Genomic DNA, 26,773 nt, shown 5'->3' on the forward strand with positions numbered 1-26,773 from the left:
TACCCCTACCCTGTTATTATCCGTGATTTAGAGTCCTGGATTTTTAGTCCTCTAAATCATATATCGTCCATTGAAGCGAAAGCTTTAGCTTTATTTGTATTTAATTTCTACTAGCTGTGATCTTATTAACCCTGAAGTAAACTAAGTGCTGCTTGTGGGCGCTGGTTAGCCTGCCCTAAAATAGTTTGACTTGCTTGTTGTAAAATCTGATTTTTAGTCAAGTTAGCCGTTTCCATGGCAAAATCAGCATCTTTAATGCGCGATTTAGCAGCAGATAAATTTTCAGAAATATTAGCTTGATTACGAATTGTTGATTGAAAACGATTCTGTACCGCACCTAATTCAGCACGCTTTTTATCAACTACAGCAATCATAGCATCCATACCGGCTAAAACCGCTTGCGCATTTCCTTGAGAAGAAACGCTAATCCCAGTTTCAGTAAATTGAGCTGCAAAATTGTATGTAGTTGCTGCTGCTGTTCCACCAGCTTCACTAACCCCTGCAAGGTTAGCTGATAATGCCCTGCCTGATACCGCAGATGCAACACCTGCAACACCTGATAGAGTAAAACCGCCATTAGCTGATAATGAATTTGCTGTTCCGCCAACATTTTGCATACTAAAACCTATAGCCTGTACAGCATCAGCGCCAATTTGAAAGTTTGCAGAATAGGTTCCATCAAGTAAGTTTTGACCACCAAAAGTAGTATCCGTAGCAATACGATTTACTTCTGCCGATAATTGACGAATTTCTTCTTGGATTGCTAAGCGATCTTCATCAGTATTAGAGCCATTTGCCGATTGTTGTGCAAGCGTTCGAATACGTTGGAAAGTAGAGGTAATTTCATCCATTGCACCTTCAGCAGTTTGCGCTAAAGAAATACCATCGTTCGCATTTCGGTTACCTTGATTGAGGCCCAGTATTTGCGATTGTAAGCGGTCTGAAATCTGCAAACCTGCGGCATCATCTGCTGCGCTGTTTATACGAAGACCTGACGATAAGCGCTTAAATGACGTGTCTAAGTCACCGCCGCTTCTATCAAGCTGTCTTTGTGCATTAAGCGCACTTACATTGGTATTTACATATAAAGCCATAATAAACTCTCTTCTTATCTGTCAAAGTTAGGTCACTATCTCATTCAAAGAAAGTGGGTATTTGACAAAGTGACTAGATATGTAGGCGGTATATTCTGCCTAGGGGCAACTATCTGCCACTTTGTAAGTTAATAATAAACTTACAAAGATAAAAGCAAGCATTAGGCCAACTTTATTTTAAAGACTATTAAAGACTGGAAATCCGTTATACGGTGTGTTTTGATTTAAAATTGGGCAGTTAAAGGTAGTAGTAGTATAATTGAGAAATAAGGCCCGCTAAGGGCCTTATGATTTGATAAGTTTGAGAGTGGGTGACTAACACAAAATAATGGCATAGTTTGTGCTAATACATATATGTTCTACAAATGTTAGAACAACTTGGATTAAGGCCTCCGCTGGCAAAATCCTATAGCGCCTTTGTTAATACCCCATTAAGCAAAGGCGCTTTCATTTCTTCTTCGCCAATAAATTGACTAATCTAATTGTAAAGCTTTATTAACCTAGTAGGCTAAGTGCAGCCTGTGGACGCTGGTTAGCTTGTCCCAAAATTGTTTGACTTGCTTGTTGTAAAATCTGCATCTTAGTTAAATTTGCAGTCTCTGATGCGAAATCGGTATCTTGAATACGTGAACGTGCCGCAGATAGGTTTTCAGCTATATTTGACTGGTTACGAATTGTTGATTGAAAACGATTTTGAACAGCACCTAATTCAGCACGTTTTTTATCAACTACTGCGATCATTGCATCCATACCTGCTAAAACCGCTTGCGCATTACCTTGAGAAGAAACACTAATACCTGTTTCGGTAAATTGAGCTGCAAAATTATATGTAGTTGCTGCAGCGGTACCACCAGCCTCACTCACACCCACTAAGTTAGCTGATAATGCTTTACCTGACACTGCTGATGCAACACTTGCAATACCCGATAGAGTAAAACCTCCATCCGCAGTTATAGTATTAGTAGTAGCACCTACAGTTTGCATACTGAAGCCGATTGTTTGAACAGCATCCGCACCAACTTGAAAGTTAGCTGAGTAAGTTCCATCTAATAAGTTTCGTCCGCCAAATGTGGTATCTTCAGCCACACGGTTAACTTCAGCTGATAAAGAACGAATTTCTTCTTGAATTGCTAGACGATCCTCATCTGTATTTGAACCGTTAGTAGCTTGCTGTGCAAGAGTACGAACACGCTGGAACATTGATGTTACTTCATCAAGTGCACCCTCAGCTGTTTGAGCCAGAGAGATACCGTCATTCGCGTTACGGTTACCTTGATTTAGACCATTTACTTGTGATGTAAGACGGTCAGAAATTTGTAGACCAGCCGCATCATCTTTTGCGCTATTGATACGCATACCAGATGATAAACGTTGGAATGATGTATCAAGTGCATTACCTGAATTGTTTAATTGTCTCTGCGCATTTAACGCGCTAACATTTGTATTTACATATAAAGCCATGATGTCTCTCCTAAAGTAAACTTATCATTTACTCTCAAACTTACTAGATTAAGCAGTGGTTGTAATTTCAACGCTGTGCTTGGTTAATTAAGTTATCGGTCTAGAAAAAAAATCCTTTAGCTTTTTTTTAAAAAAATCAAATTTATTTTCTAACTTATTGAATTTAATTAATTAAAATAAAAACAATTTAAAGTCATCGCTAAATAAAAACATCATTGTAAATGTTTTTAAAGTGCTTTTATTGGTGAGGTAAGTAATTTATTTAAAAGAAGTATTTATTCAAAGCGAAGAGTTTTACAGAGTAAGGCAAAGTATTGCCTTACTCTGAGTTTAATTATAAGTAATCAAACAACGAAAGGTTTGCTAAACGGCCAAAGGTTGCCTGTGATGCCTGAAGTGCTGTTTCTTGTTTGGTTAACTCAGTTATTGCTTCTGTTATATCTATATCAACCAAGTCAGATCGTGCTGATTTGTTATTAATATCTAAATCTGTATTTGATTGCAGTACTTTTTCTGCTGTATTGATTCGTCCACCCAGTCCAGCTTGGGTTAGAGACACATTATTTTTTGCATTCGTAATTTGAACAAGCGAGTCAGCAATGACTTGCTCATATTCTTCTTCTGTTAACGCAGGGTTAGTCAGGCCAGCTATTAGCTCACTCATAGAGTTAAGCACATTTTCTTTTTTAGGCGCTTCAAGCGTAATATCAATTTGGCCTGTCGCAACTGGCGTAACACTTATCTCCATACCTGCAAACTTAATAACAGAGTCGTTGATGTTACCGGTTGCTAGTATTGTCCCTGCTTGCTCTATTTGATAAGTATTAGGTGATCCCGCCGTTGTGATCACGTTTAGTGTATTAGCACCTGCGGCAGCCGCCGGATCTGGGTTATAGTTCTGTTTATGGAACGTATCAAATTGACCTTGTTCCGTTACATACACCTTAGAACTTGTAATACCGCCTGATACAACTCCATCGTTAGAAACAACATCTAAACGCGCATCCACTTTTTCAAAGGCATCAAACCCATTATCACTTGATTTAATATCAACCCCTTCAGCTATCTTAATCATATGCTGACCTTGGTCGCCACCATACACATATAAGCCGGTGGATGAATCGAGCGAGTAAGTCTGTGTATTATCCTGATAACCAGAAAAAATATATTTCCCGTCTTCCGTTTTAGAGTTCATTAAATCAAGTACTGTACTTTGAAGCGCTTTAATTTCTTCGGCAAGCCCTTCTCTGTCAGCAGCGCTATATGCACCGTTACCTGACTGAATGGTTAAAGTATGCGCTCTCTCTAATGCGCCTTTTATGTTTTCAAGTGCACCTTCTTCTATATTCAAGCGGCTATTAAGCATGGTTATATTTTTACTGTACTGCTCATTACTCTGTATTCGATCGGTATATTGAAGTGCGCGGGAAGCCGCTGCAGGATCATCCGATGCCGTTAACACACGCTTTTGAGTATTAACTTGCTCTTGAGCCTTACTAACATTTTGTTGATTGTTCAAAATTGAATTTAAACTACTTTGGTACATCAAATTGTTTGATAAGCGCATAATTACCTCGCAGCACTTAATATAGTGTCAAAAACAGTACGAGCAGTTGCAAGTACCTGTGCAGAAGCCGCATAAGACTGTTGAAAACGTAATAAATTGGCAGCCTCTTCATCAAGGTTTACGCCAGAAAGCGATTCATACCAGGCTTCAGATTGCTGAGCAAGCGCTTCAAATGCTTCCCCATTCGTTTTTGCTTGGTTAGTTACCACACCTATATCGCTTACCAATCCTGCATAAGCTTGGTTAAATGTTTTGTGGTTGTCTGAATTTGTACCGCTAACAACATTTTGACGCACTAATTCACCTTGCTGTAACCCCGCTAACTTTTGACCATTACGGTTATCATCAAAGCCACCTTGGTTAAACTCAAGTGTGAATGTATCGCCAGTTTCAGGGCTGCCTTCAATATCAAAGTCAAAACCATATAGTTCAAAGCCATTACCTGCCTGTTGTAACATGTCTTTTGCTGGCAAAGTTGCTGTAAAAGTACTGGTATTTACACCATCACTTATTGTGTATTCATTTAGATTAGCGGTTTTAACAACACTAATAGGGCCATTTGTAAGACCTGCCGGTGACGTTGTAAAGCTACCAGTAGTAACATCATTTACCTCACCAACCGTAATGGTGGCATTTCCTATGTTGTTAATGTCGTTTGCTGTTCTTATTGGTGCTGCAAGCGCTAAATCTTCACCACGAGTGGTTGCTAAAGACATATTTGCCGCCGACTCAGAGTTAAGCTTTATTTGAAACTGATCACCTGCATTAGCAGCGCCAGCAACATTAATTTCTAAACCAAACGATTCGCCACTAGTAATTGTTGATGAATCAATGACGCCAGCGGTTATATTTGCTGTCGATGCTGTGCCTAGCGGCTCACCTTTATTATCTACTGGCTGAATTTCAACCGTTGAAGCACTGGTATAAGTAATTATAAAGTCACTTGCAGGCAATTCACTGCCCTTACCAGCTTCAAGGGTTGCAGTCATACTTGAACTACCCGTATTAGCGGTATAAGCATAGCCACCAACCGTAGGAATATTAAAAATATTACCCCCTAGCTCTCCGTTAGCGTCCATACCCAGCTTGTTTTGTTCATTAAAAGAATCGGCTATTGCTAAGCCCATTTGGCCAATTTGATTTTGAGCAGGGACTAGCACATCGTCTCTAAATGCCAGTAATCCACCAATTTTTCCCTTTAATTTAGATACATCAACTTCAAGCGGCACTGCCTTGCCCCCATTTACATCTAACCTAAGTTCTTTAAAGTTTGGATCAGGATCGCCACGCATAGAAAACAAATTAAACGAGCCATTTTGCATTACAACCGCTTCACCGGTGCCCATAAATACAAGTTTTTCACCATTTGGGCCATCCAGTGTTTCTATATCAATAAGTTCTGATAAATCACGGATTGCCTTATCGCGTTCATTATAAGTAGAACTTGCATCAGCCTGGTTATTAGTGCCGTTAACAGCAGCAATATCTTGATTTAATGTACCAATTTTTTGAATTAAGCCATTTGCCTCTTCTGTAAATACGTCTAGCTGTTCATTTACAATATTTTTCTGATCGAAAACAATGCCTGAGAGTCTGTCCATTTGATTCACTAAGTTTTCAGCATCCGTCATTACCAGCGAGCGAGCAACGGTAGACGAAGGCTGATTTAACGACTCCTGAACATTATTAAACAATGAATTTATACTAGTAGATAAACTATTAGAATCTTCTGAAAACAAACTATCAACGCGGTTTGACTCTGTAACAAATTGATCAAAAAACGTTTTATTAGAAGTGTCTCTGTTGAGTTGCTCTTGGGCAAACTGGTTTAACAAGCGATAGGTTTCTCCTTTTCCTACCTGGTTATCGACCATAGTTGTATGCTCTGTGCGCTCTCGCACATAGCCTTCGGTATTTACATTCGCTATATTTTTACTTGTCGTTTGCAGTAGTTCCGAATTTGCTCTAACCCCAGAACTGGCAATGTTTAATAAGTTAAACGACATTTACTTTACTCCTTGGCGAATAACACTGGCTGCAACATCTTTTAATTGAGCACTGTTAAGCACTTTTTTTATTTTACTAGCGTAATTAGGATCCGTTGCATAGCCGGCTTTTTGTAATGAATCTAAAAACTCGCTTGGCTTAGCTGTATTTTGTAATGCTTCTTGGTAGCGTGGGTTTTGGGTTAAAAAATCAACAAAGTCGTTTACGCTCTCTTTTATTGAGTCATAAGCTCTAAAGCTTGCTTGTTTTTTAACAGGCGTTCCTTGTTCAAACTCTAGGGTTACTTTACTCGCTTTTTCGCCATCCCAGCTTTTATCTGATTTGATATTGAATAAGTTATTTGAACTGTTACCGTCGCTTTTATTAATAATGTGCTTACCCCAACCTGTTTCAAGTGCGGCTTGTGCAACCATAACAGCAGGGTTTAAGCCAATTTTTTGTGCTGCTGTTTTAGCGTGTTCCCATACTGTAGTTACAAATTCTTCAGTACTTTCGAATGGCGCTGAAGGAGCTTCAGGCACTTTAGAATCGGTTTTATCGTTTTGAACATTAACAGCAGCTTTTTCTTCATTTTGGGTATGAGGAAGCGAAGAGCCCGCACGCATATCACTTAAAAAGTCATTGGTGGTTCTCAAAACAGAACCCGGCATAAAAGTTTTGCCGTCTGGCGATAACTGCTGAACAATTAAATCAGCAAGGCCTAAAGACCCATTTGATGAAAGCTCAGTAGATAACTGTTGATCATGCATGTCTTCAAAAAACTTAACGCTACTTGAGTTAAGTGGACTTTCTTTATCTTCAAACGCTTCGTTAGCTTTACGCATACTTTTAAGTAGCATTTGGGTAAAAATAGCTTCAAATTGCGCAGCTGCTTTTTTAAGAGCGGCTTTAGATGCATCGGTCGATGCATCACCACCGCTTAAGGCTTCTTTACGAAGTGAATCTAAATTGCCTAAATCAAAAAAGTTTTGTTTGTCTAGATGATTAGTTTCCATCAGCTTTTTGACACAATAATGAATAATACAAATTAAAATGCAAAAATTAAGCCAGATTGGAAATATGAATGAGGGAGTAAACGGGAAGCTTTAGCAAAGTTTTTAGCAAAGGCTTTGCTAAAGCTTAATAAATATTAAATAACAACAAGTTGGCCGTTTATTGCTCCGGCTTCTTTAAGGGCCTCTAAAATAGCCATTAAATCGCCAGGCGCTGCGCCGACCTCATTTATAGCACGAACTAAATCGTCTAAACTAACACCCGGGTTAAACACAAACGCACGCGAGTCGTCTTCATTTACATCTATAATTGATTGCTGCGTTACAACGGTTTCGCCCTCAGCTAATGCATTAGGTTGAGCCACATTTTGTTGCTCTGAAATGGTTACAGTTAACCCGCCATGTGTTATTGCTGCAGGCTGTAACTTAACATTTTTACCAATCACAATGGTGCCTGTACGCGAGTTAACGATAATTTTTGCAGACATATCTGCAGGTTTAAATTCAAGATTTTCAAGCGTTGATAAATAAGACACACGTTGAGAAGCATCTCTAGGGGCAATCACACGAACAGACACAGAATCAATTGCTTTTGCACTATTAGGCCCGACTAAATCGTTAATTGTTTTTTCAAGGCGCTTTGCCGTTGTAAAATCAGGGCGGTTTAAGTTAAACGTAATAAAATCGCCTTGCATAAACGGACTTTTAACTTCACGCTCTACTGTTGCGCCATTTGGAATACGGCCAACTGTTGGGGTATTAATAACAACCCGACTGCCGTCAGCGCCTTGGGCACCTAAGCCCCCCACTATCAAGCTACCTTGAGCTACGGCATATACATTGCCATCAGCCCCTTTTAAAAACGTTTGTAATAACGTGCCACCGCGCAAACTACCCGCACTACCAATAGATGAAACGGTTATATCAATTGTTTGTCCTGGCTTTCTAAATGCGGGTAATTCAGCATGTACAGCAACGGCAGCAACGTTTTTAATTTTAGGGCTTAAATTTGCAGGTAGCGAAATACCAAAATTGCTTAACATGCCTTTAAAACTTTGCTGAGTGAAGCGGCTCTGCTCACCCGTGCCAGGCAAACCTACTACTAAGCCATAACCTACCAACTGGTTCGATCTAACCCCTTCGACCATAGAAATATCTTTAATACGCTCAGCATGTGCCGAAAATTGGCAACCTATTAGCGTGATTAAACAAATTAATTTTAATACATTCATAATGAATGCCCTCTAAAAAGGAAAAATCGAGCTGCTGAAAAAGCGTGTTAACCAACCTGCACTTTGAGCTTCTTGTGTTTGCCCTTTGCCAGAGTACTGAATACGCGCATTGGCTATTCGGTTTGACTCAACCGTATTATCAGAACTCACATCTTGCGGGCGTACTAAACCTTCCAAACGAATAAATTCTTCGCCAGTGTTTAATGTTAACCACTTTTCGCCACGAATAACTAAGTTACCATTAGGTAAAACACGCATAACATTAACCGAAATATTGCCAAACAAGCTGTTTGATTGATTTGATTTAGAATCCCCCGTAAAAGAGGCGTCACTACCAATACCAAACTGAATACTATCGCCACCTATATTCACAGGGAGGCCACCAAGTCCTATGACTGGGTCTAGGCTTGCATCAGATTGCTTATCGGTTTCGGTTTTAGCTGCTTTAGTTGCTTGAGTAGACTCTTGTAAATTTACAGTAATAATGTCGCCAGTACGCAGTGCTTTTCTATCTGCGTATAAGTCGTTTGACACATTAGTATTAAATAATGAACCCGTTGCAACTACGGGTTCCATACTTGGTTCAGGATACATTGGCGCATAATAGGGGTCATCTTGAACAACATCACTATTTTGTGTTGAAACACAGCCACTTAAAAATAATGTACCTACCGCAAATAACATATAATGACGCATAACTCCCCCTATACCTTATAATTGCTGATTGATGTAACTCATCATCTCGTCAACAGCCGAGATGACTTTTGAGTTCATTTCGTAAATACGCTGCGTTTCAATCAGGTTAACCAACTCTTCAGTTACATTTACGTTTGATGTTTCAAGTGAGCCCTGAATAATTGTGCCTAAGCCTTCAACACCCGGGTTACCTTGAACCGGCGCGCCACTTACTGCCGTTTCGGTATAAAGGTTTTGCCCTACAGGCTCAAGACCCGATGGATTAATAAAATCACTAATTGTAAGCTGGCCAATCACAACATTATCAGCTTGACCTGAAATACGAACAGATACCTCACCATCTTGTGAAATAGTAATTGATTGAGCATCATCGGGAACATTCATTTCTGGTTGCACTACATAACCAGAACCAGACGTTACAATTCGGCCATCGCCATCGGTAGTAAACTGCCCATTACGCGAATAAGCAATATTGCCATCGGGTTGTAATACTTCAAAAAAGCCAGGCCCTGAGATCATCCAATCCAATGAATTTTCAGTGGTTAGCATATTACCCTGAGAAAAGTTTTTTTGGTTAGCCACTACTTTTGCACCAGCACCTAACATTAAACCAGAGGGCATTTCAGTGTCTTGCGACGATCGCCCACCTGGCTGGTTAATATTTTGATAAAGTAAATCTTCAAAAATAGCGCGGCTTTTTTTATAACCTACCGTACTGGCATTCGCTAAATTGTTTGATATAACCGAAATATCGGTTTGCTGAGCGTCTAGCCCCGTTTTACTGATCCACAATGCTGGATTCATAATCGTGTCCTCATTTAAAGTTAAACTATGCGCATCAGCTGATCTTGTGATCTATCCAGATCTTCAGCTGTTTTCATCAGTTTTACTTGTAACTCAAATTGACGTTGATGGCTGATCATATCGACCATTTCGTGAACTGGGTTCACATTAGACATTTCTAAGGTTCCGCTTAATACTTTGACATTGGCAGAAGTATCAACAAGCTCTCCTGCCTTAGGCCTAAATAAACCATCATTCCCTTTTTCTAGTTGAAAGCTATTAGCTTCAACCACCTTTAAGCGGTCAACTTCTTCTAAAAACGTAGCAGGCGCCCCCTGCGGGCGAACTTGAATTGCGCCGTCTTCACTAAATTCAATTTTTTCAATCGGTACTGGTAAAATGACAGGCCCGCCTTCGCCAATTACTTGACGACCATGGCTGGTCATTAACATACCTTCAGCGGTAATATTTAATGTACCCACCTTGGTGTAAGCTTCATTGCCTGAGGCATCTTGGACGCTTAACCATGCGTTATCACTCATTGCAATGTCGAGGTCTCTACCTGTTTCAACTATGCCACCAGAGGTCATATTAGAACCTGGGCGCTCTTGCATAGAAAACACACGTGATGGCAACCCTTCACCAAAAGCCTGCATAGAGCGAGCTTGTGCAAAGTCTGACTTAAATCCAGTAGTATTCGCATTCGCCAAATTATTGGCTTTGAGGGCTAGCCCCTGTAGGCTTTGTTTAGCGCCTGAGGCCGCAATGTAGACCATTTTGTCCATAGCATCGACTCGTTTCAAAAATCTCTATACACAGGAAATGCAAAATAGATGCCACAATAGGAAACGATGTGAAATGGTTATAAAACAAACTAAATGAAGTAAAAGTAAAAAGGGCCACTTTAAAAAGCAGCCCTTAAAATGGTGTTAAGTATTAAATTAACGAATCTGTAAAATTGCCTGTTGCAGTGTTGAGTTAACCTCAAGCGCACGAGAGTTAGCCTGGAAGTTACGCTGAGCACTAATTAGGTCAACCAACTCATTCGTTAAGTTCACATTAGATTGCTCTAGTGCTGATGAATTTATTGAACCTAATGTACCTGAACCAGGTTCACCCGCAATTGGCTCACCTGACGTTAAGCTTTTTTTCCACGAGGTATCACCAACTTGAGATAAGCCCTGTGAATTAGAAAAACGAACCATCGCTACCTGACCTAAGAAAGATGTGTCGCCATTACTGTATGAAGCCACTATTTTTCCGTCGGTACCAATATCAATACCCGCTAAACGACCAACCGTAGCGCCATCTTGGTCTAGCGCTTTAACTTCAAATCGACTTGCGTACTGAGTAGGCTGCTTATTTGTAGTTGCAGCCTCATCTCGCCAATTAAGCTCCACGCCCGTATCAGGAAATGACGCGCCGTTGGTCAGTAACGAAGATAAACCAGTCCCAGCACCCGCAGGTAAAACTAACTCATCGAAACTGCTTGGGTTTGCATTAGCAACCCCATTTGTTGTTTCAGGTAAACCGCTTGAGCTAAAACCTAGGGTAGTTAAAGGTGTATATGGCGCAGTAGTTTGCTCAGCGCCCGTTGCTGGATCAACAACTAAACCATCGAGCGTTGCATGTATATCCCACTCATTAGGGTTTGTCGTCGGATCATTTTTTACAAAAAAGTATTGTAAAACATGTGCCTCACCCAGTGAATCGTAAACAGTGGTTGAAGTTGATGAATTATACGAAGCACTTTCTGTTGGATCAAATGGCAGCGAAGGCGCATCTGCACGTGAATCTAAGTTAAATGAACTGTATACCGTTGCCGTTGCACGAGGTGACCCAGACGAATCAGGGATTTGAAGTGCCGACGAAGTACTCAAACTGACTGAGGTAGTATCTCCGGTAGCTTCATCAACAGGGAAACCTTGTAAGAAGTTACCTTTGGCATCTACGATAAAGTTATCTTTATCTAATTTAAAAGCCCCAGCTCGCGTATATGTAAAGTCTTGCGCGCCCAAGTCTTGGCTCATTGCAAAATAACCCTCGCCTGTAATCGCTAAATCAAGTGAGTTATTAGTAAATTGCAGCGAACCTTGGTGAAATTGCTGAGCAACCATAGTGGTTTGAACACCGTCACCATTTTTAGTTCTACCTGAACTAAACACTGAAGAAGCATATACATCTGCAAACTCAGCGCGAGACTCTTTAAAGCCGGTTGTATTAACGTTCGCAATATTATTTGCGGTAACGTCTAAATCTTTTTGTGCGGCAGCTATGCCTGTTAATGCAATATTGAAGCTCATAATTGACCTCTAACCTATTAAATACAGCCTGCAAACAGGCGAAATATTATCAAACTCTATTACGCGATCTCTGCGACATCAGTCAGCCTAACCGCACCTTCTTTAGTGTTAATAATGATGCCATTGGCACCGTTTATATTTACACTTTCAATATTCTTGAACGTAGCAATGGGTAAGCTTGAAAACTCACCATTTGTACTGCCTTCAGCTACAATATTGTATTCACCCTCAGGCAACCGCTCACCGGCTTCGTTTTTACCATCCCAAGCAAAGCGTATTGCACCAGCAGACTGTGAACCTAAATCAATACTGCGAACTAATTGACCTGACCCATCAGTAATACGAAGCGTTAAGCTATCTACTGGGCTTTCTGCAACGACTGAACCTTTCGCTTCACCCGTTGCATTTAAATCTAAGGAATCCGACTCAAGTAATGCTTGCTTACCAACCAATGTTGATGCCTGCAAAGCAGAGTTAGATGTCATCGAAGCTGCTAGCGACTCAAAATTACTATTGAGATTTGAGATACCTTCAGCCATCGTGAAATTGGTCATTTGTGCAATCATTTGATCGTTATCAGCAGGTTTACTCGGATCCTGAAACGATAATTGCTGAGTTAACAACGAGAAGAAATCTTCTTGAGTTAACGCATCGCTTTGCTCTTCGGTTGTCGTTGGTGTTGTATCCTGCCAACGCAAAGAATCTAAATAGGATGAAGATGTACTAATATCGTTACTCATAACCTACCCTCGGTTAACGCTGACCTAGCAGCAGAGTTTTACTTAACATTTGCTTAGCTGCATCAGCAACTTGCACGTTTGTTTCATAAGAGCGAGAGGCAGAAATCATGTTCGCCATCTCCTCTACAACATTAACGTTGGGTTTGTAGATATAACCATTTTCATCCGCACTCGGGTGATTAGGGTTGTATTCAATCTGCAGTGGTGCACTGCTTTCAACAATGCCCAGCACTTTAACACCAACAGAAGAGCCCTGATTATTACTTACCGACTCAGAAGCTTTGGTAAGCTCTGCAGCAAATACAGGTTGTCGCGCTCGGTACGTTTTGTCTTGAGAAGAGCTAATTGTATTAGCATTCGAAATATTACTCGCAGTGGTATTCAAACGAACATTCTGTGCGCTCATACCAGAACCAGCAATATCAAAAACGTTATATAAACTCATAATTATTATCCTTGACTACCGAGGGCTTTATTCAGGCCTTTAAATTTGCCGCTTAAAAATTGTAAGCTAGCCTGATACTCCATAGCATTCTGTGTATACAAGTTCCGTTCCACCTGTACATCCACTGAGTTACCATCACCTGTATCTGTTTGATTTGGCGTACGAAATAATTCATCACCACCCACACTACGGGTACCACCACCAATGTGTTTTTCATTAGTAGTTACCATTGTATTGCCGCTTTGCTGGTGTGATTTTGCCGCTTTTAATGCTGAGGCAAAGTTAATATCTTTTGCTTTGTAGCCCGGCGTATCAGCATTAGCAATATTACTTGCTAGCACTTCTGCTCGTTGTGAACGGATCAACATAGTATGCTGATGCACACCTAAAGCTTTATCAAAACTGATAGCCATAACCATCTCCAAAAAATTGACTTAACTTGAATAAAGCAATAAATAAGCCATTTATAATTGAGTGATTATATTTTTTGTAATCGAATGATTTAAAATGAAAAACGACACATAATGTGTCGTTTTGAAGGAAAGAAAAAAGGTTTATTTCTTTTGGTAAATAATGCCAGGGTTGCATCTAACCATATCAAATTCGTCACTCAACCCGGCCATTGACTCCGAAGCCCCTAAAAATAAATAACCTTTAGGATTAAGCGCTTGTGCAAATTGTTTAATAATTTTTGCTTTTACCTCTGGAGAGAAGTAAATAAGTACATTGCGGCAAAAAATAATATCGAATTTACCCATTAATGCATACGAATCTAGTAAATTTAAATGCCTAAAGCTCACTTGTCTTTTCAAAGTGTCGTTAACTTTTGCCATACCATTGCCGCTGTCTGTAAAAAACTTTTTTCGACGTTCTGCAGACAACCCGCGCGCCAAGGCTAACGCGTCATACTCGCCATTTTTACACATGTCTAGCATAGTGTTAGAAATATCAGTACCAATGATCTGAGCACCCATTTTTAAAACGTTAGGCTGCTTAGATTGAAACTCAGCAACCGACATAGCAATAGAATAAGGCTCTTGACCAGACGAACTAGCTGCAGACCAAATTTTTACAGGCCGCCTCAAATCTTTAAACTCAGGAAACAATCTGTTTTGAAGTAGCTCAAAGGGGTATTGGTCTCTGAACCACAAGGTCTCGTTTGTAGTCATCGCATCAACAACAGCCGCGCGCAATTGCCTCTCATGCGGCCCGAGTGTTTTGCTAACAAGTTCAGATAACGACCCTACATCAAAACGAGCCATAAGGGGCGCAAGTCTACTTTTTACCAAGTATTGCTTGTTTTCACCAAGAACAATACCGCATTGCTGTTCTAAAAACGAACGGAACTGATCGTATTCATTTTGCTGCAAGTCTTTATTATTCAAATTAGTAGCACCTGTTTTGATTATTCACAATGAACCCACTTTTTAACCGCCGTGGCTAATTCATCAGGGTTAAATTTGGCAATAAAATCGTCAGCCCCAACCTTTTCAATCATTGCTTGGTTAAATACACCACTCAGTGATGTATGCAAAATGACATGCAAAGGGGCAAGTTTAGGGTCTGCTTTTATTTCTGCAGTTAGTGTATAGCCATCCATTTCAGGCATTTCAACATCAGATATAAGCAAAGCAACACGTTCTGTAATATCTGTTTGACAATCAAGCTTCGCAATTTCTTTTAATCTTACGAGTGCTTCTTTGCCATTTTTAGCCAACTCAGTTTGTACACCCAGCGGCTCAAGTGCTCGTTTTACCTGATTTCGCGCAACCGCACTGTCATCAGCTATAAATACAATTCGTTCACCTAAATCTTTTTGAATGTCACCACTTTCAGCAACTTCAGAACTTACTTCTGTGTTAACAGGGCAAATTTCATTTAATATTTTTTCAACATCTAAAATTTCTACTAGCTCGTTTTCTATTTCAGTAACGGCGGTTAAATATGAATAACGTCCGGCACCAGAAGGTGGTGGCATTATTTTTTCCCAGTTCATATTAACTATACGTTCAACACCACCGACCAAAAAACCTTGCACTGAGCGATTATATTCAGCAATTATGATAAAGCTGTCTTTGATGTTATCGATTGGACGTCCACCTACCGCCATAGATAAATCTATGACAGAAATAGTTTGTCCACGAATATGAGCTACACCACGAATATAAGAATTCGATTTTGGCATACTAGTAAGCGGAGGACATTGAAGGACTTCTCTTACCTTAAATACATTGATCCCAAAACGCTGGCGCCCTCTGAGTTTAAATAATAGTAATTCTAGGCGGTTCTGGCCAACCAACTGAGTACGCTGGTTTACTGAGTCTAAAATGCCTGCCATTAAAATCTCCTTTAGAAAACAAATAATACGGAACGATAATTGCTTCCTACATATACAAAGCTACACAACATCGTGGGAGCGTCTTAATTTTGACGCAAAATATTTATACCCTGTTTGAAACCATAAGCATAGTCGAAACATTATGAGTTTGTTAAAAAAAATCAAAAGATACAGTGTTTTTTATTTTGTTACTAGCCTAGGAATGGCATTCCCTGTATCTGCACAAGTATTTACTAAAGCATCACTACAAGAAATGGCTGTAAAATACATTGCTGAGCAAATTGGCGAACACGATAGTGAGCAAATACACCTCAGTGCATTGCCATTAGACAGCCGTATACCTGATCGTGCTTGTTCAACGACACCTGATATTATTTCATCAAGTGAACCACCGTTTAACAGACAAATTACAATACAAGTAAAATGCGACGATCCACAAAGCTGGGCACAATACGTACATATAAAGGTGCTAAAAATGGCACCTGTTGTTGTAACAACTGATAGTATTGCGCGCGGTGAAGTAATAACCAGCGCTCACCTAACCATTGAGATGAAACCGACACACTTTGTAAGAGTGCAATATCAAGACGATCCTAAAGCACTTATTGGCAGTCGAAGTAAACGCAACATTCGCGAAGGTATGCCAATATTGCTCAATCAAATATGTATGGTATGCAAAGGTGATGCTATTAATATTTATGCAAGCACAAAAGGCTTACAGATAAAAACGACCGGTGTTGCGCTTGAAGATGGCACTCTGGGCGAACAAATACTTGTAGAGAACAAAAAAACAGGTAAAGTTTTAAATGCGCGTGTAGATGGTGTAGAGTCTGTACAAGTAAATATTTAATTAAAAATAATATTAAAGTTTACTAAAGATATGCCGATATACTGGTATTAGTTGGGTAAATTATGGATTTTTATTATGGTTAATCAAGTCAATTCAGGTAATCAACAACCAAGCGCTTTAGCTAATGCTAAACAACAAAAGGTTGATTTGCAAAGAGATAATGCAAATACACAAGCGGCTCAATCGGCTACGCCTAAAGCTGCTAGCGATTCTGTAAGCTTAACACCACAAGCACAGCAATTAAAAACACTGCAAGAAAAAGCACAGCAATCTTCTGGTTTTGACAGTAATAAAGTTGCTGAGCTAAAAAAAGCAATCACTGAAGGCAAGTACCAAATAGACAGTGAAAAGCTTGCCAAAAATTTAGCTGACTTCGAGTTTGATGTCTATGGCTGATCATAATAGCTTAATTATTGTTAAGCTAAACGAGCAAGATAAGTGTTTAGATTCTCTCGCTGTTTTATTAAACGACGAGCTAACAGCTATTGCCTCAAGAAGAGGTGAAGGTTTAAAAGAAATTACCCAACAAAAAATGACTTTTTTAACCAAGCTAAATAGCCTAGATCAAGAGTTGAACAAGTTACTTGCTAAGAATGACGAGCAGTCTGAAGAGCTTCCCGAGCTTATAGCCCAAGTTCGCAGTAAGTTAGAGAAATGCCAAAAACAAAACGAAGTAAACGCGCATGCAGCACATCAGGCGCAGCTTAGTGTAAAACAACTAAAAAACATTCTAATTGGTGCCCCATCGTCCACCACATATAATCAGTCTGGCGGTGAAGTTAACACCAACGGTCAGCTTGTCAGAAATTTAAAAGCATAAATTCAAAACGCTTCAGCCAAATTATCTACTTCAACCTGCTAGTTACAGGTATCTCAAACTTGAAAACCCAAAAATTTAGCCAAGCTGCGTCAACTTTTTTGACTGAGGTTTTGTACTCAGGTGAGACTGTTTAGTTGACGCATTGTAATATTTAAACTGCTGTATACTTAAAACTCTAACTTGCCTAAATACTAAACGTACAGCTGTAAAATTTATTGCGAACGTCAATTTATCAGTAATACGTTACTTTTTTTACTTCACGTGGTTTTATTTCGCCAATATATAAATCATGCACGCGCTTCATATTGAGTTCAAGCTCAGTGACGTATGTGTCGTCTACTGCATACGTTTTTATAATTTGTGCACCTTTAATAACGCCCTGCACTTTGCTTTCTAGATAATCATCCTTAGCGACTGCGTTTTCAACGCTCATACCCGCAGTTACCTTTTGCCCATATACTTGCTCTGTAAGCTCTCTGTATGCTTCAAGTTTAGAGGCTTTAATAGCCATAAGCTGCTTTTGTGATGCGCTTGCCCCTTTTTGTAAACTAATAGGTGCATAACCTACCGCTTTTAATACCGGGTAATTATTAGGCTCAACATATTTGTACTCAACATGCTTATCAAACACGCTGCTGCACCCACTCAAGGTTAAACACCCAAGTGTAATAACTAATGAAATTGCTCGCATAATTTTGTGCCCTAGTAAATTAATTACGGTGGTATATGCATGTTTAATGCCATTTATAACGTTATTTTTATTGATTAATAACATTGGTACAGTCCTTGCTGCCTCAAGGTAAAGCTAACGTTTATTTGGAGCAAAAAGTATGAAATCGTTTTTATTAAAGGCATTTGCAGGATTAAGCGCAACTGCGTTATTTACGTTTTCGACTTTTTCAAATGCGCAGTGGTATGAATCTACAGGGCACGCACTTATTCAAAACGACGACATAAGCGCGGCCAAATCTGCAGCTATAAAAGATGCCATAACTCAAGCGTTGGTTTTTTCTGGGGCGCGTGTCAGCTCAGTACAAACCTTGGTAGACGGCGTATTAATGCAAGATCAGTTAAAAATTAGTAGCCACGGCGAAATTCAAAAAATTGAACTTGTAAGCGAAAATAAATACGACGATAAATTTGCCATTACCCTGCGTTTAGATATATTTGCGCAAACAGAGCAATGCCCGCAAAGCAGCTTTAACAAGTTTGTTGCCGTAACACAAAGTCAGCTAGCTCATCGAGAGCAAGCTAGAATGGGTCAAATATTTGACGTAAACAAAGCAATTAGCAAACGAATATTCACCACCTTACAAAAATCAAAAATGAGCGCCCTACCCGTTGCTTATTACAATATGCCTTTAAATGTAGATAATTACTTTTCGCAGCAGTACGACTACTCGAAAGTTCAGCTAGAAGAAATATCATCTCGCACCAACGCTCAGTACGTGTTACTAAGCCAAATTACAGACCTATCAACAAGCGATAAACTCAATAGTGATTATGCTTTTTGGCAAGACGATAGCTACCAACGCAACTACAAAATAGAGTTTAGCCTTTTTAATGGCACAACCTATGAGCAGCTTTGGAGCAATAGTTATCAGGGCCAAGGCACTTGGCCATTCGAAAAAACCGCCATCATTGATGTAAACAGTGATAGATTTTGGCAATCACCCTACGGTCAAAGTATACAAGATATAAATCAAACCCTAAGTTATGACTTACAAGCTGTATTAGCCTGTTTTCCAACGCAAGGTAAAATAATGCATATGGAAAACAGCAAAATAGTAATTAATTTAGGTAAAGCACATGGCCTAAAAAAAGGGCAAATGCTGAGCATTGCACACCATAACTACCTAACTGATGCAGCAGGTAATGTAATGCCTCACACCACTACAACACTCAACAAAATACGTGTAGAGCAGTTATATCAACAAACTGCGGTTGCAGTAAGCATTGACGACCAGCCCCTACCCGGCGTACAAATCAACGATGTAGTTGAAGTAATAAGCCAAGATCTTTAAAGCGCTTTAGCAAGCTGTGTTTTTAAATTAGGGTGAGCCGACAACCACTCACCCAACTGCTCAACCCCTGCCAAATGCGGATAATGCTTTCTGCATGCAAACACGACATTACGCTGCTGATTGGGAAATATAGGCATATAATCAATACCCGTGCGCAGTGTGCAAGCTAACTTTGGCACAAAAGTAACGCCATCATCCATTGCCACCAGCGCAAGTAACGTTTCTAAACTATTGCCTTTATATTGATTAGACACATCAACCCCTGCTGAAAAACAAAACTTTTGGGCTTGATCTTTAAAGCAATGGCCATCACTTAACATTAATAGGCTGCAACCCTGAAGATCGCTAAGCGCGACTTTTTTATGCTTAGCCAGCGCGTTATCTTTTGAAACAGCGACTAAAAAGTCTTCTTTATAAAGTGGAATAGTGTGGTAATGATTAAGCTCAGCTACATCGGCCAAAATTGCAAAATCAAGCTCACCATTGTTAAGCGCATCTAATATGGTGGCTGTTTGCATTTCAATAAACGCAAATTGGCTATCTACAAATGCTTCTTTCATTGAAGTTAACAAAGTTGGCAATAAATACGGCGCAATAGTTGGAATAATACCAATTGTTATCTTACCTTGTAATGGTTCATTAGAGGTAGAAGCCAGCTCTTTGAGTATTTGAGTTTGCTCTAAAATAACCTCTATTTGCGCTAATAAACGTACACCTTTAGCTGTTAGGGTTACTTGTTTGGTTGAGCGGTCAAATAAAGTAACACCTAATGTTTGTTCAAGTTTTTTAACCTGCCCACTCAGTGTAGGTTGGCTAACAAAGCACGCATCGGCTGCTTTACGAAAATGTTTATGTTGTGCTATGGCTTTAACGTATTCAAAGTCTTTTAAGTTCATGTTCAGCTCCACCCTGATAGCTTTTGACTATCAGTTTAATACAAACAAACGATTAGAACTATATTTAAATTTTCGCCATAATGGCTTTAACAAATCAAGAGGAACTAAACCATGTTAAAGAATATTGAAGGTCAAACAATCCCAAACGTTACATTTGCAACACGTCAAAACGACGAATGGAAATCGGTAACAACAGACGAGATTTTTAAAGGCAGAACCGTTGCTGTGTTTTCACTACCGGGTGCATTCACCCCAACATGTTCATCTACTCACCTTCCTCGCTACAACGAGCTAGCTGGTGTGTTTAAGCAAAATGGCGTAGATGAAATTGTATGTTTGTCAGTTAACGATACATTTGTAATGAATGCATGGGCTGAACACCAAGAAGCGCAAAACATTACTTTGCTACCAGACGGCAACGGCGAGTTTACAGACGGCATGGGCATGTTAGTAGACAAAAACGATTTAGGCTTTGGTAAGCGCAGCTGGAGATACTCTATGCTAGTAAAAGATGGCGTAATTGAAAAAATGTTCATCGAACCAGACCTACCAGGAGACCCGTTTGAAGTGTCTGATGCAGACACAATGCTTGATTACATCAACCCTAAACAAGCTAAACCTGAGCCAGTAAGCGTTTTCACTAAGCCCGGTTGTCCATTCTGTAAAAAAGCAAAAGAACTACTTACAGAAAAAGGCTTTGCCTATGAGGAAATTGTTATGGGTGCAGGTGCATCATTAACAAGCCTAAAAGCAATCTCTGGCCGCGACACCGTTCCACAAATATTTATTGGTGGTAATCACATTGGTGGTTCAGACGACCTAGAAAAATACTTTGCCTAATAAGTAAATTTAAATGGGGGTCAAGTGCCCCTATTTATTAAAGGAAAATACAATGAAACAATTGCAAACCGACGTAGTAGTTATAGGCGCAGGTACAGCAGGCTTAAGTGCATACCGAAACGCTAAACAGTTTACCCCTAACGTACTTATGATCGAATCAGGTCCTTATGGTACAACCTGCGCACGCGTAGGGTGTATGCCAAGCAAATTATTAATAGCTGCTGCAGAAGCTGCGCACGCTATAGAAATGGCACCTGCATTTGGTGTGCATAGCTCAAAGCCGGTAGTAGACGGCAAAGCAGTTATGGCACGCGTTAAAAGTGAACGCGATCGTTTTGCTGGTTTTGTAGTAGAAGCCGTTGATGAACTACCAGACGAAGACAAAATTAAAGGTTACGCTAAATTTTTAGATACAAACCGCGTACAAATAGATGACCACACCATTATTACAGCCAAGCGGTTTGTTATTGCTACAGGCTCTCGCCCTTCTTACCCTGGCGTATTTAATAATTTTGGTGACAAATTAATCATTAACGACGACGTATTTGAGTGGGACGACCTACCAGAATCTGTTGCCGTATTTGGCCCGGGCGTAATTGGCCTTGAAATAGGTCAAGCACTTAGCCGTTTAGGTGTTAATGTAAAATTATTTGGTGTAGGTGGTGCAATTGGCCCACTCACCGACCCCGTAGTAAAAGACTATGCAAATACAGTTTTTGCAAAAGAGTTTTTTGTTGATACCGACTCAAACGTATCAGACATGATGCAAGTAGGCGACAAAGCGCAACTTACTTACACCGACAAACAAGGTGAAAAACACACCGAACAGTTTGACTATGTACTAGCCGCAACAGGCCGAGTTCCTAATGTAGACAAGCTTGGGCTCGAAAACACAGGTATAGAACTTGACGAACGCGGCGTACCGCATGCCGATCCGCACACAATGCAATGTGGCGAATCAAACATATTTATAGCCGGCGATGCAAGCAACATGATCCCGCTACTTCATGAAGCGTCTGATCAGGGAACCATCGCAGGGCAAAATGCAGGGCGTTTCCCAGATGTACGCATTGGCCTACGCAGGGCCAAAATTGCCGCTGTATTCAGCGACCCACAAATTGCCATGGTAGGTGAAAGCTTTACCCAAATAACAGACCGTTTAGGCTCATGTGGCTGTTTTGAAGTGGGCGAAGTCAGCTTTGAAAACCAAGGCAGAAGCCGCGTAATGCTTAAAAATAAGGGCCATATGCGTGTATACGCAGAGCAAGGCACCGGCTTATTCTTAGGCGCCGAATTTATTGGCCCACAAGCCGAGCACATAGCGCATCTGCTTGCATGGGCAGTACAAAATAAAATGACCGTACCACAAATGCTTAATATGCCGTATTACCACCCGGTTATTGAAGAAGGCTTACGCACCGCACTGCGCGACTTAAACGCCAAGCTTAAGTTTGGCCCAGATATCATTAACCACTGTATGGAATGTGGCCCAGGCGCATAACTTACAAAAAATAAACACTTGCTATCAAAAAGCCAAAACGTCTGTTTTGGCTTTTTTATTTATATAATTTTTAAGCACTGGTATCTCAAAAAATAGTTTAGCTGTTACACTTAATACGTAACTTAATTAAAAAGATGGAATAGCTATGCCCAATAATAAATTTAGACTAGTCACTCGTAGCGATTTTGATGGCCTTGTATGTGCTGTACTACTAAAAGATTTAGATCTAATTGATGACATTTTGTTTGTACACCCAAAAGACATGCAAGATGGAAAAATAGACATCACCGCTAACGATATTACCACTAACCTTCCCTACGTAGCGGGTTGTCACATAGCATTTGACCACCACTTAAGTGAAACCGTTCGAAACGCAAGCGACATTAAAAATCACATAATTGACCCTAAAGCGCCTTCAGCTGCGCGAGTCGTTTACGACTACTACGGCGGCGCCGAAAAATTTCCTAATATTTCAGTAGATATGATGGACGCTGTAGATAAAGGCGACGCAGCTCAGTTTTCTAAAGATGAAATACTCAATCCAACCGACTGGGTGTTAATGAACTTTATAATGGATGCCCGCACAGGCCTAGGCCGCTTTCGCGAATTCAACATATCAAACTACCAGTTAATGATGAAGCTCATTGATGCATGTAAAGATCAAAGCATCGACGACATTTTGCAAATGGAAGATGTTGCAGAGCGAGTTTCGCTTTATAATGAGCACAACGAAAAAGCAAAAGCACAAATAACACAGTGTGCAACAGTGCATAAAAACCTAGTGGTACTAGATCTTACTCAAGAAGAAACCATTTACGCCACCAACCGCTTTGTAATTTACGCCATGTACCCCGACTGCAATATTTCAATTCATAAAATGTGGGGGCTTAAAAAGCAAAACGTAGTGTATGCAATTGGTAAGTCAATTACTAACCGCAGCTCAAACACAAACGTAGGTGAGTTATGCCTTAAATACGGCGGCGGCGGCCACTTAAATGCAGGAACCTGCCAAGTAGAGACCAGCCAAGCCGACACAGTACTCACTGAGCTGATAGATAAAATCACTAATGATGGTTAATTACTAACGATTAAATATCAAAATAAAAAAGCGAGTAAATTTTCATTTACTCGCTTTTTTATGTGTAGTTATAAATTTTTAGCTATAAAAAACTGTTTTGCTAATGCTTCAACTCAATAGTTGTTGATATCTTAGGTTTTAAGGGCGGCGATTAGCAGACGTTGAGGTTGACTAAATATCGTAGTTACTTGATTGGTCAAACTGCTCTTTGCACATATATTCATGTAAATGAGCGACGCGCCCATATTGTTCCATTTAACTTTACTGAAAAGTTTTAGAAAACTTAGTGATAGTAATACCCTAGGTTATTTGTTAAAACTATATAAAGTAGATAAGTGAGCGTTAAGTCGGCAGAAATATGCGCGATGAGCGCACTATTAAATTGTTATGTTCCTTATGGATGAGTTTAAAAAACGTATCTTTGTTTTAGCTTCTTCAGCAGAGATCCAAAGTAGTTTGTTTCCTGATTTCACCTGCAAAGGTGACGAAATGCTCATTGATTTTGGTGAGGCCATTGAATGCTTGAACAAATCTAGTTTTTCAATTAAATCTATTCGTGCGATTGAAGCACTAGATAACTATATAATTGCAAATAGCGGTGAAGAGTACAAAGAGCATTATCTCGATAACGACCTATTAGATAATTCAGAAATTTGGGCCAATATCAGGATGCTTGCTATGGATGCATTAGCCGAATTAGGTTGGAAATATGAGATACCAAAAGCCGGAAAATACAAATATATTGGCGACGACGGAACATAACAAAACAATCAAGCGGATTTTGGCAAGAGCGGCCAAAACCGCTTATTGTAAGTGTTAGCTTGAAGGGAGGCGTATGTTTTCAAATATGAAACTTAGTCATTTAGTATTGCTACTAAGTTCGACTTTCACAGCAGGGAGTTTCGCTAACGTATGCTCAAGTGATGAGCTTATTCAAATCAATAATTATATTTATGACGTAAAGAACCTATCAAAAAGTTATCACTCTGCTGATCGAATAGATGAATATCATGATTACTTAACTGCAATGGAAAGGTATAAGAAATCGACTCCAGAGTGGAATGATAAACAAGCTTTAATTAACGCGTTCAGTTCTTCTTTAATTCTGTACCCTGCTTTTTACCAAGTTTCTTCTGTTACACACGTTAAAATGCAACGCGCAGAAAACCAAACCTCTTTGACTTTAAAAATTAATCGCAATGAAACGAAGGGAGTTGATTCGTTAAGTGTGTCTCTTAACCCAACAAATAATAAGATAATTGGTGCACTATTTTATTCTGATGAAAAGTTTGAGAGCGGAGATATATGCAAAAAAGAATTGGGAATAGAGTATATTCAAGCTAACAAGCAAATGCAGCCAACGCCAAACAACGGCTCGGCTGAATAGCGCGTTACCAATGACCGCTCATGGCACAAAGCAGACTGAATGTAATTTGGCTATTTTAATAAAAGGACAGCGCTAATTATTTATATTTCAATTTACGATGCTATAAATGTGCTATAAAAAATAAGCGAAAGAAAAAAAGAGCCATGTAACTCATTGATTTTATTGGTAGCCCCTGCAAGAATCGAACTTGCAACTGCCCCTTAGGAGGGGGCCGTTATATCCATTTAACTAAGAGGCCACAGCGATGTGCTAGAGCTAAATTATAACGGCATCTGATTTTTAATATCAAGTTTTAAATCAAGTGGAATTTGAGTTAATTACTTGATAAATATATATCTTCTTTGCTTAGTACGTATTGCGGTATAAACTCTCGGCTGCTGGCCACTATTTGCTTGGTGTTGACATTTATAATGCGTGTATTAATAACAATACCGTTTTGCCTGTAAATTAAGGTGCCCGCGAGTATATGACTTGCCATATGATCTTCACTCAGCTTTTTGATATTTCGTGAAAACACAAAATCACCGCGTCTATTTACGTCTATCGTGCTGGTGGTTTTAAAATCAACCACACTGTAACCAAACTTTTGTAATTGATGGATTAATGTTTCAGATATTTGGTTACCTAACTGATTACTTTTATTGAGTGACGAGTCAAAGTTTACCAATGTACTAACAGCAATATTAACCTGTGTATCGGCTTCTGTGTCGTACTCTAGCGTGTCAACTAAGTCTAAAGCCATTTGTTCTACGTAATTAACGAGCGTTTTATGATGCTTTACTGGCTTAAAGGGTTTTGACGCATCGTAATCATTGTTTGGTTGAACAGTTTGGTTGTGTGTTTGAGTATCGTAACGGCCATTTAGTACATAGCTGGTACTTGCTTGCGTTGTTGTGTGCGAATTTGAATCATGCTCATGGTGATGCATTAGCGAGCAACCAGATAGAGCAACGACTAACCCAGCTAGTGATAATGTCCGTAAATTGGTGTTTAGTGTAAAGCGCATACTCACCTCACTCACTCGCTTGTTTTAGCATAATACCATCGGTACGGTAATTACCATTTAACGCATCAATAACTGATTGCGGTAAAAACCCTTGCGCCGAACCAACAACCGCTTTACTTGTTAAGCCAACAATTCGTGCATTGACTAAAACTCCGCCTTGGTGACTTACTAGCGTGCCTGCCAGTACGTATTGAAAGTTTTGCTCTGGGTCTAATTCAAGATAGTCTCGGCTAAAAACAAAGTCGCCGGTTTGTGTTACACGCACATAATCGGTGGTTTTAAAATCAATGACCGGTACACCAAAATTGTGAAGCTCATGCATAAAGCTTTCAGCAATTTGATTTCCTAATAAGCTACCATTACTGTAATCGTCGTCTAAAAATACAAAACTTGATACCGCTAGTGGTGTTTTATCATTTACGTATTGTAAGTTTTCGACCATGTCTTGCATTATTCCGCGCACATAGTGGTTTATATTTTTATGCATTGGCGGCGTCGATTTTGTGTAGTTAGTTTGCTGAGCTAACCCCGACTGAAACATGTTATCGTGATTAACTGGAGCACTCACTTTGCGTTGGCTTGTTGCCAGTTGCGCTCCTTGGTTACTTTGCTCAACAGCTGGGTCGGCGCTAGGGGTGTTCATAATTTGTGAACAACCAAAACCTAGTGGCAAACATAGCGTGATTAATAAGTTTCTCATTGTGTACTCCTCG

28 protein-coding genes and 1 tRNA gene are annotated in these 26,773 nt (G+C 39.8%); 9 read left to right on the forward strand and 20 right to left on the reverse strand.

From position 1 onward, the window contains the following. Window positions 1-125 precede the first annotated feature (125 nt). From MTF67_RS00985 to MTF67_RS01055, 15 genes are all read right to left on the reverse strand, one after another. The gene (locus MTF67_RS00985; protein ID WP_039036567.1) at window positions 126-1,094 is read right to left on the reverse strand and encodes a flagellin; all 969 of its coding nucleotides are present in this window, start codon (window positions 1,092-1,094) and stop codon (window positions 126-128) included. A 495-nt stretch (window positions 1,095-1,589) separates the two neighbouring features. After that, window positions 1,590-2,555 (reverse strand): flagellin, encoded by a 966-nt coding sequence (locus tag MTF67_RS00990; protein WP_039036566.1) that lies wholly within the window; start codon window positions 2,553-2,555, stop codon window positions 1,590-1,592. A gap of 334 nt (window positions 2,556-2,889) precedes the next feature. Further along, on the reverse strand, window positions 2,890-4,122 hold the full coding sequence (gene flgL, locus MTF67_RS00995; RefSeq protein WP_039036565.1) for a flagellar hook-associated protein FlgL: 1,233 nt from the start codon (window positions 4,120-4,122) through the stop codon (window positions 2,890-2,892). 2 nt (window positions 4,123-4,124) lie between these two features. Next, complete coding sequence (flgK, locus tag MTF67_RS01000; RefSeq protein WP_039036564.1) at window positions 4,125-6,128, reverse strand: flagellar hook-associated protein FlgK; 2,004 nt, start codon at window positions 6,126-6,128, stop codon at window positions 4,125-4,127. Continuing rightward, window positions 6,129-7,124 (reverse strand): flagellar assembly peptidoglycan hydrolase FlgJ, encoded by a 996-nt coding sequence (gene flgJ, locus MTF67_RS01005; protein WP_010555887.1) that lies wholly within the window; start codon window positions 7,122-7,124, stop codon window positions 6,129-6,131. It abuts the gene before it with no gap. A gap of 134 nt (window positions 7,125-7,258) precedes the next feature. Beyond that, window positions 7,259-8,353: a flagellar basal body P-ring protein FlgI gene (locus MTF67_RS01010; protein ID WP_006792705.1), complete on the reverse strand. Its 1,095-nt coding sequence runs from the start codon at window positions 8,351-8,353 to the stop codon at window positions 7,259-7,261. Window positions 8,354-8,365: 12 nt separating this feature from the next. Next, entirely contained in the window at window positions 8,366-9,049 is a 684-nt protein-coding gene (flgH, locus tag MTF67_RS01015) for a flagellar basal body L-ring protein FlgH (RefSeq protein ID WP_006792704.1), read from the reverse strand. A gap of 15 nt (window positions 9,050-9,064) precedes the next feature. Continuing rightward, the gene (gene flgG / locus MTF67_RS01020) at window positions 9,065-9,853 is read right to left on the reverse strand and encodes a flagellar basal-body rod protein FlgG (RefSeq protein WP_006792703.1); all 789 of its coding nucleotides are present in this window, start codon (window positions 9,851-9,853) and stop codon (window positions 9,065-9,067) included. Between the two features lie 20 nt (window positions 9,854-9,873). Beyond that, window positions 9,874-10,617: a flagellar basal body rod protein FlgF gene (locus MTF67_RS01025; protein ID WP_039036563.1), complete on the reverse strand. Its 744-nt coding sequence runs from the start codon at window positions 10,615-10,617 to the stop codon at window positions 9,874-9,876. Window positions 10,618-10,773: 156 nt separating this feature from the next. Beyond that, on the reverse strand, window positions 10,774-12,135 hold the full coding sequence (flgE, locus tag MTF67_RS01030) for a flagellar hook protein FlgE (RefSeq protein WP_039036562.1): 1,362 nt from the start codon (window positions 12,133-12,135) through the stop codon (window positions 10,774-10,776). Between the two features lie 59 nt (window positions 12,136-12,194). Then, window positions 12,195-12,875: a flagellar hook assembly protein FlgD gene (locus MTF67_RS01035; protein ID WP_039036561.1), complete on the reverse strand. Its 681-nt coding sequence runs from the start codon at window positions 12,873-12,875 to the stop codon at window positions 12,195-12,197. 13 nt (window positions 12,876-12,888) lie between these two features. Continuing rightward, a complete protein-coding gene (gene flgC, locus MTF67_RS01040) occupies window positions 12,889-13,320 on the reverse strand; it encodes a flagellar basal body rod protein FlgC (RefSeq protein WP_006792699.1) in 432 nt (143 codons plus the stop codon). Between the two features lie 5 nt (window positions 13,321-13,325). Next, on the reverse strand, window positions 13,326-13,733 hold the full coding sequence (gene flgB / locus MTF67_RS01045) for a flagellar basal body rod protein FlgB (RefSeq protein ID WP_006792698.1): 408 nt from the start codon (window positions 13,731-13,733) through the stop codon (window positions 13,326-13,328). 141 nt (window positions 13,734-13,874) lie between these two features. Then, a complete protein-coding gene (locus tag MTF67_RS01050) occupies window positions 13,875-14,705 on the reverse strand; it encodes a protein-glutamate O-methyltransferase CheR (RefSeq protein ID WP_006792697.1) in 831 nt (276 codons plus the stop codon). Window positions 14,706-14,725: 20 nt separating this feature from the next. Continuing rightward, entirely contained in the window at window positions 14,726-15,658 is a 933-nt protein-coding gene (locus MTF67_RS01055) for a chemotaxis protein CheV (protein ID WP_006792696.1), read from the reverse strand. 142 nt (window positions 15,659-15,800) lie between these two features. Here MTF67_RS01055 and flgA point away from each other — a divergent pair, with 142 nt between their 5' ends. The 3 genes from flgA (at window position 15,801) to MTF67_RS01070 (ending at window position 17,328) form a co-directional block, all read left to right on the forward strand. Beyond that, a complete protein-coding gene (gene flgA / locus MTF67_RS01060) occupies window positions 15,801-16,508 on the forward strand; it encodes a flagellar basal body P-ring formation chaperone FlgA (protein ID WP_248518482.1) in 708 nt (235 codons plus the stop codon). A gap of 75 nt (window positions 16,509-16,583) precedes the next feature. Beyond that, window positions 16,584-16,904 (forward strand): flagellar biosynthesis anti-sigma factor FlgM, encoded by a 321-nt coding sequence (gene flgM, locus MTF67_RS01065; RefSeq protein ID WP_006792694.1) that lies wholly within the window; start codon window positions 16,584-16,586, stop codon window positions 16,902-16,904. Then, entirely contained in the window at window positions 16,897-17,328 is a 432-nt protein-coding gene (locus MTF67_RS01070; RefSeq protein WP_006792693.1) for a flagellar protein FlgN, read from the forward strand. The genes flgM and MTF67_RS01070 overlap by 8 nt, the downstream gene beginning before the upstream one ends. Before the next feature lie 232 nt (window positions 17,329-17,560). Here the strand turns inward: MTF67_RS01070 and MTF67_RS01075 are convergent, their stop codons facing one another. After that, window positions 17,561-18,019: an LPP20 family lipoprotein gene (locus MTF67_RS01075; RefSeq protein ID WP_033019180.1), complete on the reverse strand. Its 459-nt coding sequence runs from the start codon at window positions 18,017-18,019 to the stop codon at window positions 17,561-17,563. Between the two features lie 139 nt (window positions 18,020-18,158). Here MTF67_RS01075 and MTF67_RS01080 point away from each other — a divergent pair, with 139 nt between their 5' ends. Continuing rightward, a complete protein-coding gene (locus tag MTF67_RS01080) occupies window positions 18,159-19,352 on the forward strand; it encodes a flagellar assembly protein FlgT (RefSeq protein ID WP_039036559.1) in 1,194 nt (397 codons plus the stop codon). Here MTF67_RS01080 and MTF67_RS01085 read toward each other — a convergent pair. Then, complete coding sequence (locus MTF67_RS01085; RefSeq protein ID WP_248518483.1) at window positions 19,349-20,248, reverse strand: LysR substrate-binding domain-containing protein; 900 nt, start codon at window positions 20,246-20,248, stop codon at window positions 19,349-19,351. The genes MTF67_RS01080 and MTF67_RS01085 overlap by 4 nt on opposite strands. 111 nt (window positions 20,249-20,359) lie before the next feature. On the opposite strand from MTF67_RS01085, the gene MTF67_RS01090 reads away from it, so the two are divergent. From MTF67_RS01090 to MTF67_RS01110, 5 genes are all read left to right on the forward strand, one after another. Then, window positions 20,360-21,088, forward strand: coding sequence for a glutathione peroxidase (locus MTF67_RS01090; protein ID WP_248518484.1), 729 nt, complete (start codon window positions 20,360-20,362; stop codon window positions 21,086-21,088). A gap of 52 nt (window positions 21,089-21,140) precedes the next feature. Further along, entirely contained in the window at window positions 21,141-22,589 is a 1,449-nt protein-coding gene (locus MTF67_RS01095) for a dihydrolipoyl dehydrogenase (protein ID WP_248518485.1), read from the forward strand. A 145-nt stretch (window positions 22,590-22,734) separates the two neighbouring features. Continuing rightward, window positions 22,735-23,667: an exopolyphosphatase gene (locus MTF67_RS01100; RefSeq protein ID WP_248518486.1), complete on the forward strand. Its 933-nt coding sequence runs from the start codon at window positions 22,735-22,737 to the stop codon at window positions 23,665-23,667. Window positions 23,668-24,054: 387 nt separating this feature from the next. Further along, the gene (locus MTF67_RS01105) at window positions 24,055-24,429 is read left to right on the forward strand and encodes a hypothetical protein (RefSeq protein WP_248518487.1); all 375 of its coding nucleotides are present in this window, start codon (window positions 24,055-24,057) and stop codon (window positions 24,427-24,429) included. Between the two features lie 73 nt (window positions 24,430-24,502). Then, window positions 24,503-25,054, forward strand: coding sequence for a hypothetical protein (locus tag MTF67_RS01110; protein WP_248518488.1), 552 nt, complete (start codon window positions 24,503-24,505; stop codon window positions 25,052-25,054). A gap of 163 nt (window positions 25,055-25,217) precedes the next feature. Here the strand turns inward: MTF67_RS01110 and MTF67_RS01115 are convergent. From MTF67_RS01115 to MTF67_RS01125, 3 genes are all read right to left on the reverse strand, one after another. Next, window positions 25,218-25,292, reverse strand: a tRNA-Arg gene (locus tag MTF67_RS01115). A gap of 75 nt (window positions 25,293-25,367) precedes the next feature. Continuing rightward, entirely contained in the window at window positions 25,368-26,060 is a 693-nt protein-coding gene (locus MTF67_RS01120) for a FlgO family outer membrane protein (protein WP_248518489.1), read from the reverse strand. 7 nt (window positions 26,061-26,067) lie between these two features. Further along, window positions 26,068-26,760: a FlgO family outer membrane protein gene (locus MTF67_RS01125; protein ID WP_006792683.1), complete on the reverse strand. Its 693-nt coding sequence runs from the start codon at window positions 26,758-26,760 to the stop codon at window positions 26,068-26,070. Between the last annotated feature and the right edge of the window lie 13 nt (window positions 26,761-26,773).

The organism is Pseudoalteromonas sp. 2CM32C, from assembly GCF_023161925.1.
Classification (GTDB): Bacteria; Pseudomonadota; Gammaproteobacteria; order Enterobacterales; family Alteromonadaceae; genus Pseudoalteromonas; species Pseudoalteromonas marina.

Coding starts and splice junctions, on each gene's coding strand:
- MTF67_RS00985 (WP_039036567.1), bottom strand. CDS start 1,094: ATGGCTTTATATGTAAATACCAATGTAAGTGCGCTTAATGCACAAAGA.
- MTF67_RS00990 (WP_039036566.1), bottom strand. CDS start 2,555: ATGGCTTTATATGTAAATACAAATGTTAGCGCGTTAAATGCGCAGAGA.
- flgL (WP_039036565.1), bottom strand. CDS start 4,122: ATGCGCTTATCAAACAATTTGATGTACCAAAGTAGTTTAAATTCAATT.
- flgK (WP_039036564.1), bottom strand. CDS start 6,128: ATGTCGTTTAACTTATTAAACATTGCCAGTTCTGGGGTTAGAGCAAAT.
- flgJ (WP_010555887.1), bottom strand. CDS start 7,124: ATGGAAACTAATCATCTAGACAAACAAAACTTTTTTGATTTAGGCAAT.
- MTF67_RS01010 (WP_006792705.1), bottom strand. CDS start 8,353: ATGAATGTATTAAAATTAATTTGTTTAATCACGCTAATAGGTTGCCAA.
- flgH (WP_006792704.1), bottom strand. CDS start 9,049: ATGCGTCATTATATGTTATTTGCGGTAGGTACATTATTTTTAAGTGGC.
- flgG (WP_006792703.1), bottom strand. CDS start 9,853: ATGAATCCAGCATTGTGGATCAGTAAAACGGGGCTAGACGCTCAGCAA.
- MTF67_RS01025 (WP_039036563.1), bottom strand. CDS start 10,617: ATGGACAAAATGGTCTACATTGCGGCCTCAGGCGCTAAACAAAGCCTA.
- flgE (WP_039036562.1), bottom strand. CDS start 12,135: ATGAGCTTCAATATTGCATTAACAGGCATAGCTGCCGCACAAAAAGAT.
- MTF67_RS01035 (WP_039036561.1), bottom strand. CDS start 12,875: ATGAGTAACGATATTAGTACATCTTCATCCTATTTAGATTCTTTGCGT.
- flgC (WP_006792699.1), bottom strand. CDS start 13,320: ATGAGTTTATATAACGTTTTTGATATTGCTGGTTCTGGTATGAGCGCA.
- flgB (WP_006792698.1), bottom strand. CDS start 13,733: ATGGCTATCAGTTTTGATAAAGCTTTAGGTGTGCATCAGCATACTATG.
- MTF67_RS01055 (WP_006792696.1), bottom strand. CDS start 15,658: ATGGCAGGCATTTTAGACTCAGTAAACCAGCGTACTCAGTTGGTTGGC.
- flgA (WP_248518482.1), top strand. CDS start 15,801: ATGAGTTTGTTAAAAAAAATCAAAAGATACAGTGTTTTTTATTTTGTT.
- flgM (WP_006792694.1), top strand. CDS start 16,584: ATGGTTAATCAAGTCAATTCAGGTAATCAACAACCAAGCGCTTTAGCT.
- MTF67_RS01070 (WP_006792693.1), top strand. CDS start 16,897: ATGGCTGATCATAATAGCTTAATTATTGTTAAGCTAAACGAGCAAGAT.
- MTF67_RS01075 (WP_033019180.1), bottom strand. CDS start 18,019: ATGCGAGCAATTTCATTAGTTATTACACTTGGGTGTTTAACCTTGAGT.
- MTF67_RS01080 (WP_039036559.1), top strand. CDS start 18,159: ATGAAATCGTTTTTATTAAAGGCATTTGCAGGATTAAGCGCAACTGCG.
- MTF67_RS01085 (WP_248518483.1), bottom strand. CDS start 20,248: ATGAACTTAAAAGACTTTGAATACGTTAAAGCCATAGCACAACATAAA.
- MTF67_RS01090 (WP_248518484.1), top strand. CDS start 20,360: ATGTTAAAGAATATTGAAGGTCAAACAATCCCAAACGTTACATTTGCA.
- MTF67_RS01095 (WP_248518485.1), top strand. CDS start 21,141: ATGAAACAATTGCAAACCGACGTAGTAGTTATAGGCGCAGGTACAGCA.
- MTF67_RS01100 (WP_248518486.1), top strand. CDS start 22,735: ATGCCCAATAATAAATTTAGACTAGTCACTCGTAGCGATTTTGATGGC.
- MTF67_RS01105 (WP_248518487.1), top strand. CDS start 24,055: ATGTTCCTTATGGATGAGTTTAAAAAACGTATCTTTGTTTTAGCTTCT.
- MTF67_RS01110 (WP_248518488.1), top strand. CDS start 24,503: ATGTTTTCAAATATGAAACTTAGTCATTTAGTATTGCTACTAAGTTCG.
- MTF67_RS01120 (WP_248518489.1), bottom strand. CDS start 26,060: ATGCGCTTTACACTAAACACCAATTTACGGACATTATCACTAGCTGGG.
- MTF67_RS01125 (WP_006792683.1), bottom strand. CDS start 26,760: ATGAGAAACTTATTAATCACGCTATGTTTGCCACTAGGTTTTGGTTGT.